This window comes from Ensifer sp. ENS10 (genome assembly GCF_014852025.1).
Taxonomy (GTDB): Bacteria; Pseudomonadota; Alphaproteobacteria; order Rhizobiales; family Rhizobiaceae; genus Ensifer.
On sequence record NZ_JACVAS010000068.1, the window covers coordinates 1 to 255 of the forward strand.

General features: G+C 63.5%; 1 pseudogene. It reads right to left on the bottom strand.

Going from position 1 to position 255, the window contains the following annotated elements:
* Positions 1-255: pseudogene (locus tag IB265_RS36395) on the bottom strand (ISNCY family transposase); the annotation flags it as partial.

A 255-nucleotide genomic window follows, 5' to 3' on the forward strand; every position in this document is an offset into this window, starting at 1 on the left:
GCTGGTCCTTGTCGAACACCCGGTAGGTTAGGGAATGCCCCTTCCAGCGCACATCCAGCCTGCCGTCGGCAAGCGCGTAGGTCTCGACATAGCGACCGACCAGCCCGCGCGTCACCGCGGTCTCCTCGAGCATGATCCGCTGGCGCTCGAACGAAAACGTCAGCTGCGATCCGACATAGCGCTGCTCACGTTTGCACAGGACGTCGCGCAGCCGATCCGGGGCAAGGTTCAGCGGCCGATGCAGATCATCAGATC